Raw genomic sequence first — 8,667 nt, 5'->3', positions numbered from 1 at the left:
ACATCTTATACGACTGGCTTTCCCCGGATGGTACCAGGCTTTCCGGATATGTCGTATAAGATGTATTATGTTAAATTGATGGTTCTGAACTGCAGAAGCTTTCGTTCTATCCATCATTGACAAATATTAACGAAATTGCTTAGTATGGAAGGGTTATCGGTACTGTTGCCTCAATATTCAGGCCATGGTTACAAAATGGAAATTGCTACAGACACGCATGACACCGTTGATAAGCTACGCTCCCGCCTGAACCATCTGTTGGAACGTATCAACCGACTCAATGAAATCGGTGTCGCTCTCTCCAACTTGCGCAATGCTGATTTGCTGTTGGAGACCATCTTGTTGGGTGCCAAAGCGCTGACCAACTCCGACGCGGGTACTCTCTATACCCTGACCGATCATCAAACACTCAAATTTCAAATTTTACGGACCGATTCGCTGAATATCGCCCAAGGTGGCACTACCGGTGTGGCGATCAAGTTACCGGAATTACCGCTCTATCGCGACGGAAAACCCAATCTGGCCATGGTGGCCGCTTATACGGCTCTCAAGGAGCAGACAGTCAATATCCCTGATGCCTATGAGGCAGAAGGATTTGATTTTTCCGGTATGCGCGCCTTTGATGCGGCGATGAAATATCGTTCCAAATCTTTTCTCGTTGTACCCCTGAAAAATCATGAAAATGAGTTGATTGGTGTGTTGCAGTTGATCAACTCCAAAGATACAGAAACCAATGAAATCAAGCCTTTCAGTGCTGAAGATCAGCAATTGGCCGAATCCTTGGCTTCGCAAGCAGCCATTGCCCTTACCAATCAGCGCCTGATCAGTGATCTGAAAAAGCTTTTTGAAGCCTTCATTCAGACCATTGCCACTGCCATCGATGAAAAATCACCCTATACCGGTGGTCATGGTTATCGGGTACCGATTCTTTCCGAAATGATTGCCCGCGCTGCCAAAGAGTCCGAGTTGGGGGATCTGCATGATTTTAATCCCACGGACGATGAAATGTATGAAATTCGTATTGCCGCCTGGATGCACGACTGTGGCAAGGTGGTCACTCCTGAATATGTTGTGGATAAATCGACCAAGCTGGAAACCATTTATGACCGCGTGCACACGGTTTTGACCCGCTTTGAGGTGTTGAAACGGGATAGTGAAATTGCCTATCTCAAAGAGCGTTTTGCCCTCCTCTCCCAGGTACAGAGCACAGTCCTTTCGGCCCCCCTCTGGTTTTCTGAACATCAGGAAAAGCTGGCGCGTTTGGAGGCTGATTTTCATGCACGCATGCAGCAACTGGAGGCAGACCGTATTTTTATCAAGGAGTGTAATATTGGTGGCGAATATATGTCCGATGAATCTTTGGAGCGCATCAAGAGAATTGCCCAATATCGTTGGGTCACTCCAGAGGGTAACGAGGAGCCATTTCTTTCGGAAAACGAGGTCTACAATCTGAGCATTCGCAAAGGTACCTTGACCAAAGAGGAGCGGCAAGTGATCAATAATCACGTCACCGTGACCAAAAAAATGCTCATCAAACTCCCCTTCCCCAAGAGTTTGCGTCGTGTTCCAGAAATTGCCGGCAGCCACCATGAAACCATGAATGGTACGGGTTATCCTGATGGTTTGGTGCGGGAACAGATGTCGATTCCGGCCCGGATCATGGCAATTGCTGATGTTTTTGAGGCGCTTACCGCCAGTGATCGTCCCTACAAACCCGCTAAATCGCTCTCCGCCTCACTGAAGATTCTTGGCTATATGAAAAAAGAACACCACATCGATCCCGATCTTTTTGATGTGTTTATTCGCAATAAAATCTACCTGCAATATGCGGAAAAATATCTGGATCCCTCGCAGATCGATGATGTGGATGAAAATAATATTCCCGGATATACCCCATAAAGTGCAAACTGTTTTCTTCAGCTTTTACCTTCCCGATTTGCTTGAGTCGTTCTCATCGCAACCACATCCCTACCCTACCCTTCATTAAAAGCCGCCTATCCTTCATCAAAGAGTCACTACGCATTGCACCGCTTTTTGTAGCGCTCAACCGCCACAGAGAGCTGCTTCACGCATCAAACGTTTCATATCGCTGACAGCCTTTTCCATGCCATCAAATACGGCACGGGCAACAATGGCATGACCGATATTGAGCTCCTGAATGCCGGGAATCGCGGCTATTTCCTGAACATTATGATAATCCAGACCATGTCCGGCATGGACAATCAAACCCAGCTCTTGGCCCAATGCAGCGGCTTGCCAAAGCTTTTCCCACTCTTTTTTGCGTTGTGCTGGATTTTTTGCTGCCACAAAACGGCCTGTATGCAATTCTATAACGGGAGCTTTGGTAGCGGCGGCGGCATGCAGTTGTTCGCTGTCGGGATCGATAAAGAGTGAGACGCGAATTTCAGCCCGGGTCAATTGACGCACTGCAGAGTGCACCCGTTCCAGATGGTCCACCACATTAAGCCCTCCTTCAGTGGTGATCTCTTTGCGTTTTTCAGGTACAAGACAGCAATCTGCCGGTTTGTGGACAAAGGCATAATCCAGCATCTCGTTGGTAACGGCCATCTCCAGGTTGAGTTTGGTTTGGACCATTTCCAGAAGCAGAGCTATATCCCGCTCCTGGACATGACGACGATCTTCCCGTAAATGTGCTGTAATGCCATCGGCACCACCGCGTTCGGCAGCCAGAGCTGCTGCAACCGGATCGGGAGAGATCCCGGCACGCGCTTGGCGAATTGTTGCCACGTGATCGATGTTGACGCCCAGTTTGATCATGGTCCCTCCTCCTCTTCAGGTGTAACCGGTTCAATCTGCTGTCGATTATAAAAGATCGCTGTGGCAATGCACAGGTGTTATCATGCCCTTTCACAGGGCAATCGCATTTGAAAAGCAGAAAATTATTATGGAGGTCCAGGAGGAGATTATCTCCTCCTGGCAGGTGCAGGACGGAGTCCTGCATGTAGCGGCGTTTCAGCAGAAGCGAATGCGAAGCATTCGCGCACGCCGCGACAATCTGTGCCCCGCAGGGGCACTCTCTGGGAGGGCGGACGCCCGACATGCACAGTTTCGCTTGTGGCAACAATGAGGAAATTTGCAAATGCGCTTGCCTTGTGCCCTTTCACCTTTAATGCAGGAATCTGTGTGCTTATGTTTGCTCAACTCACTCAATCTTTGGCGACTTATGGCGTGCTGTTGCCGACACAGCTCACCTACCTGCAACAAGTGGCGTTGCAGACTGCGGAACCGGAAACCATCGAGCCGCTTTTGCTTGCTCTGATTGAGAGCTCTCCTGAGCATGCTCCCCTCCTCCTGGAATGGCTACAGGAGGAGAAAAGTGGCAGGCGTTTGCTCTTGGCTTTGGGCAACAGTCCCTATCTCTGTCGGGTATTGCGTCGTTGGCCAGATGCCCTGGCTTTGGCCAGGGAAGAGGAGCTGCATATTGCCGAGGCCAATGAGAGTTTGTTGCAGGCTCTGCATAAGGCTGGCACCTGGAATGAGGCGGCACGTCTGCTGCGTGCTCATAAGCACCGCTATTATTTTCATATTGGAGCCAGGGATTTAAGTGGTGAAACCGCCTTGCCGGAGGTGGTCCAGCAGATTACCCTGTTGGCAGAAGGGTGTATGGAAGGAGGTTATCAATGGTTGAATCGCACCTTGGCCAATCGCTATGGCCAACCGATGATCCACAGTCAGGATGGGCACCAGCAGGCAGCCCGCTTTGTCATAATCGGCATGGGCAAATTGGGAGCTCGGGAGCTCAATTTTTCTTCGGATGTGGATTTGATCTATCTGTTTGATGCTGGAATTGGCGAGGTAGAGGGCTCTTGTTCTTTGCCAATCAAGGAGTATTACCACCGGTTGGGCAGGGATTTTATTCGCTTATTGGGGGAGTCCACTGCAGAGGGTCATGCTTTTCGTGTGGATCTGCGGTTGCGTCCTGAGGGTGAAGGGGGAGATTTGGTGATCTCTTGCCGATCGGCGGAGATCTATTATGAAGCGTGGGGACAGACCTGGGAACGGGCGGCTATGATCAAAGCACGCCCGGTTGCGGGTGATCGGCTATTGGGGGAAGAGTTTTTACGTGGGCTGCAGCCCTTTATCTTTCGCCGTTATCTTGATTTTGCGGCGCTGGAAGCAATTCGCGAGATGAAGCGCAAAATCGATCGCAAAATGGTTTTGGCCGATGATTATCGGCGAAATGTCAAACTGGGATATGGGGGGATTCGCGAAATCGAATTTTTTGTGCAATCGCAGCAATTGATCCATGGGGGTAAAAATCCTCTGGTACGCCAGCGGGAAACGCTGGTCACACTACAGGCATTGCGTGATTGCGGGCTGCTTGCCCAGGAGGATTGCCGGTTTTTGCAGGAGGCTTATCAGTTTTTGCGCACACTTGAACACCGCTTGCAGCTCAAACATGACCAACAACTGCATTCGCTGCCGGAGGATGCGTTGGCTTTTGCCCGTCTGAGTAAACGCATGGGCATGTCCAGTAGTGAAGAGTTGCAAGAACGTTTTCAGAGCTGCACCCAGCAGGTCCATCTGCTTTATCAAAGCCTTTTTTATGATGCAGAGAGACAACATGAAGAGGGTCGGCATCCTTTGGTGGAGGAGTTGTTGGCCAGTAGTGTCGAAGATGCGCATGCTTTGGAACGTTTGCATGGTGCCGGATTTCTCGATCCTGAGCGGGCTTTGCAGTCGCTGGAGATATTGCGTGATGGTCCGCGTCGCGACATGACCGAACCGACTCGTCGCTGGTATAAGCGGATTGGCGCACCCTGGTTGGGCGAGATTTTGGCTGCACCCGATCCAGATATGGCGTTGCGGCATGTGGAGAGTTTTTTACAAGGTTTAGGGCATCGGGTCAGTTATCTGGCTTTGTTGTTGGAAAATCCCCCGGTCTTGCAACTGTTGACCCGTTTGTTTGGCAGTTCGGTGTTGTTGTCGCAATTTTTTATGCGTCATCCTGAGTTGATGGATCATCTGGTGGCCAGAGATTTTTTTCAACACTATCGCAGTCGGAGTGAGATGGCTGCTGATTTGGAAAAATTGTTGAGCACGGAGAAGGATCGTGAACAGCGGATCAATCTGATGCGTGAGTTCAAGAACAGTGAAACTTTGCGTATGGGAGTGCGTGATCTTTCGCATGCTGCCGAGCCTCCTGAGGTGATGGCAGGTTTGTCGGCATTGGCGGAGGTGATTTTGGCACGGGTGTTGGAAGATGTCCGCGAGGAGTTGTGCGCACGGCATGGCGATCCGGGCCTACCTTTTGTGATTGTGGCCATGGGCAAGCTGGGTGGTCGGGAGCTGAATTATGCCTCGGATTTGGATCTTATCTTTTTGCATGGTGATCCTGGTGAAATTACTCAAACTTCGGGATCTTCGCCCATGGCCATTGGACCATTTTTCAGCCGACTTGGGCAGCGGATTATCAACAGTATTACTACCTTGACCCGAACTGGCAAGCTCTATGAATTGGATATGCGGCTGCGTCCATCCGGCAATTCGGGAACATTGGTGAGCTCTTTGAGTGCATTTTTGCATTATCAACGTGAGGAGGCGTGGACCTGGGAGCATCAAGCGTTGACACGGGCCCGGGTGGTGGCAGGTGATGCCGAGTTTGCCGAGCAGGTGCGTCAGGAGATTTATGCACTGCTCTGTAAGCAGCGTGCGGTGGAGACCATTCGCCGGGAGGTGGCGGAGATGCGCCAGCGCCTGTGGGCAGAAAAGGAGCCACCGAGTGGTTGGATCGACATCAAGCAGAGCCGAGGGGGGATTGTCGATATTGAATTTTTAGCGCAATTTTTGCTGCTTTCCTTTGCAGCCGAGCATCCGGGAATTGTGCAAAGCAACACAGCACGCGCCTTGCGCACCTGTCAGCAGGTAGGGTTATTGAGTGCCGACGAGCATGCCATCCTGGAAGAGGTGTATGGATTTTTGCGTCTGATAGAGAATCGATTACGTCTTTTGCATGGTCGTTCAGAAAACCGCATTGCTCCTGGTCCGGTATTAGGTGAGCAGTTGCGTCGTCTTTGCGATTTGCCGGAGGGGGAGACGGTGCAAGCCAAGCTGCAGGAGTTGCTTGGGCGTTCCTTCCCCATAGTGCAACGCTATTTACAGGGTTCTGCTCCTCAGCGAACCTGTAAAGAGCGGTAACGAATAACAAAAAACGTAATGATTTCAATCTGATTATGAATTGGTGTTAGTGCACTCCCTTGCTGTTGAGGAAGGCGGCATAATGTTTGTCGGATTTGAGGATATGTGAGGTCAACCACTGTTTGAGAAAACCCAACAACTCCATCGCCACCGCCCGATCACCGCTCTGCATGCGCGGCAGAAAATCCTTGGCTTGCGCTACCAGTTTGCTATGCCGACCTTTGTGTTCCACAGCTTGTGGATAACCATAACGGGCAAACAGCTCCTCCTCAAAAGCAAAGTGCATCTGTGTATATTCCAACAGCCCCGGCAAGACCTCCTCCATCGCCTGGGCAAACTCTCCTTTTTTCAACAAACGATAGAGCTGATTGACCAACTCCACCAACTGTTTATGCTGGTTGTCCACCTCGCGAATGTTGATGCGCAAACGGTCGTTCCAGGGAAAGATCTCCTCTGTACTCTCCCCTGCAGTGAGTCGGAAAAAGGTAAAGACCCCTTGCAACTTGTTGGCCTGTTCGCTAAGGGCATCAGCGCCTCTGGCAAACTGTTCGGCCTCCCCGGCATTGCTCTGAATCACATCATTCAACTCCTGCAAAGCCTGATTGACCTGATCAATACCGGTGCTCTGCTCGCGAGAGGCTTGGGCAATCTCACGCACCAAATGGGCAGTCTGTTCAATCTGTGGTGTCAACTCTGTCAAAAGCTGTGCCGCCTGTTCGGCTACTGCTGTGCTGGAGGAGGAGATCTGATTGATCTCCGCAGCCGCTATTTGACTGCGTTCGGCCAATTTGCGCACCTCAGCCGCAACCACTGCAAAGCCCTTGCCCTGTTCCCCTGCCCGCGCCGCTTCGATGGCCGCATTCAACGCCAATAAATTGGTTTGCCGGGCAATCTCCTCGATAATGGTAATGCGTGCTGCAATATCCTTCATCGCCGTTACTGCCTGCCCTACTACCACGCCACTGCGTCGGGTACCTTCAGCCGCCTTGCTGGCCAAGAGTTCGGTTTGTGTGGCATGATCGGCATTGTTGCGCACCGCTGCGGTCATCTCTTCCATGGCCGCCGAGCTCTGTTCAATGGCCGCCGCTTGCCGACTGCTGCCTTGCGACACCTTTTGCGCACTGTCATGAATGGTTTCACCCTCGCTGACCACCTGTTCACCGATACTGGCAATGGTGGCAATGGTGCCGCGCAGGTTGCTCACCATGCTGCCCATCGAACCGACAATGCCTGTGGCTGTTGCATCCACATCTCCTGTCAGATCACCCTGTGCGACCCGTTCCACCATCAATCGTACTTTTTCTGGCTCCCCACCCATCTGCCCCAAAATGGAGCGCATAATCAGCACTGCCAACAGCAGTGCCATCCCCAGCAAAAGGGCAACCACCCCCATCACCAGCCATAAACTATTGGCAGAGTGTTGGCGCAAGGCTTGGGCCTGTTGGTTGATGGTGAGAGAGAGTTGATCCTCAACCTCTTTGTAGAGATCAATCTTGCGACTTACCGCCTGGAACCATTGTCCCGGATCAATGCCAAAGCCACCCTGCTCCCCTTTCTCCATGGCTATCCGACGCATCCGTTCCACTTCGGCAAAGGCTGGATCCTGACTTTTTTGCGTCAACAACGAGCGTGCATCGGGGGTGGCGAGTGCCAAAAAGACTTTTTGATAGGCAATCTGTTCGCCCACCCGCTGCGCATATTGCACCAACACCCCAGGAGCAAAGCGATCGGCGGTAAATACCCCATTCAGTGTGGCTCGTTCCAGGCCAATCTGCTCTTTGGCCAATAAAAATTGTGCATAAGCTGTTGCCTGGGCGGCCATCTCTGCATTGGCTGCCAAGGGTGCCAACAGGCCAGCCACGTCCAAAGCGCGGCCATTGAGGGCAGTATAATATTTGATCATTTCCGCTCCGCTAATGCGCAAAGCATCCACTTCACTACGGATTCCAGAAACCTTATTCAGCTCACTTCCGGTGTTTTGTACTCCCTGGCGCAAGGCTTCGCCAAAACGTGACAGATCAAATTTTTGCAAATAGCTCTCCAGCTCTCCCTTGCGCTGGTCGCTTTTTTGTCTTTGTGTTTGCAACTCTTCACGAAAGCGTTTGCCCTGGCTGGCAATAAATCCTGCCGACAAACCACGCTCTCTTTGTAACTCATGCACCAACGCACTCAAGCGTGTACCCAGGCCGACCAGTTGTTCCATGGCTGTTGCTTGTTGCAGTATCCCCTGCTTTTCCTGAACCTGCCACAAGCCAAACACCAGCAAGCCAATAACTGGAAATGCCAATAACATCAAAAGCTTGTAACTCAAGCGCAAGCGATTTATCCAACCCATGACATCCCCCATCGTAAAGAGTAATAGCGAGAATAGAAAGCGATTCTCATTCTTAACATGCGCCTTAAATCAGAGCAAAAAAGAGACATGGTGCAGAGATTTTTGCGATCTGTCAATCAATTTCGCATAGTTATTCAGGGCAATCGCATTTGAAAATCAGAAAATTATTATGG

4 protein-coding genes are annotated in these 8,667 nt (G+C 51.0%); 2 read left to right on the top strand and 2 right to left on the bottom strand.

Annotated elements, in window-relative coordinates; genetic code table 11:
• Positions 1-195 precede the first annotated feature (195 nt).
• Positions 196-1,899 carry an HD domain-containing phosphohydrolase gene (locus EJP87_RS11280; RefSeq protein WP_130471978.1) on the top strand — a complete coding sequence of 568 codons (1,704 nt, stop codon included), beginning with the start codon at positions 196-198 and terminating at the stop codon, positions 1,897-1,899.
• A gap of 144 nt (positions 1,900-2,043) precedes the next feature.
• Here EJP87_RS11280 and pdxJ read toward each other — a convergent pair whose 3' ends face one another.
• Positions 2,044-2,778 carry a pyridoxine 5'-phosphate synthase gene (gene pdxJ / locus EJP87_RS11275; protein WP_130471977.1) on the bottom strand — a complete coding sequence of 245 codons (735 nt, stop codon included), beginning with the start codon at positions 2,776-2,778 and terminating at the stop codon, positions 2,044-2,046.
• A 372-nt stretch (positions 2,779-3,150) separates the two neighbouring features.
• On the opposite strand from pdxJ, the gene glnE reads away from it, so the two are divergent.
• A complete protein-coding gene (gene glnE / locus EJP87_RS11270) occupies positions 3,151-6,159 on the top strand; it encodes a bifunctional [glutamate--ammonia ligase]-adenylyl-L-tyrosine phosphorylase/[glutamate--ammonia-ligase] adenylyltransferase (protein WP_193771312.1) in 3,009 nt (1,002 codons plus the stop codon).
• A gap of 46 nt (positions 6,160-6,205) precedes the next feature.
• Here glnE and EJP87_RS11265 read toward each other — a convergent pair whose 3' ends face one another.
• Positions 6,206-8,494: a bacteriohemerythrin gene (locus EJP87_RS11265; protein WP_193771311.1), complete on the bottom strand. Its 2,289-nt coding sequence runs from the start codon at positions 8,492-8,494 to the stop codon at positions 6,206-6,208.
• Positions 8,495-8,667: the final 173 nt, after the last annotated feature.

This window comes from Candidatus Magnetaquicoccus inordinatus (assembly GCF_004217665.1).
GTDB classification, from domain to species: Bacteria; Pseudomonadota; Magnetococcia; order Magnetococcales; family Magnetaquicoccaceae; genus Magnetaquicoccus; species Magnetaquicoccus inordinatus.
This window is presented reverse-complemented; position numbering and strand designations above follow the sequence as displayed.

Excerpts from the sequence above, each read along its gene's own strand:
- pdxJ (WP_130471977.1), bottom strand. The coding sequence starts at position 2,778 with ATGATCAAACTGGGCGTCAACATCGATCACGTGGCAACAATTCGCCAA.
- EJP87_RS11280 (WP_130471978.1), top strand. The coding sequence starts at position 196 with ATGGAAATTGCTACAGACACGCATGACACCGTTGATAAGCTACGCTCC.
- EJP87_RS11265 (WP_193771311.1), bottom strand. The coding sequence starts at position 8,494 with ATGGGTTGGATAAATCGCTTGCGCTTGAGTTACAAGCTTTTGATGTTA.
- glnE (WP_193771312.1), top strand. The coding sequence starts at position 3,151 with ATGTTTGCTCAACTCACTCAATCTTTGGCGACTTATGGCGTGCTGTTG.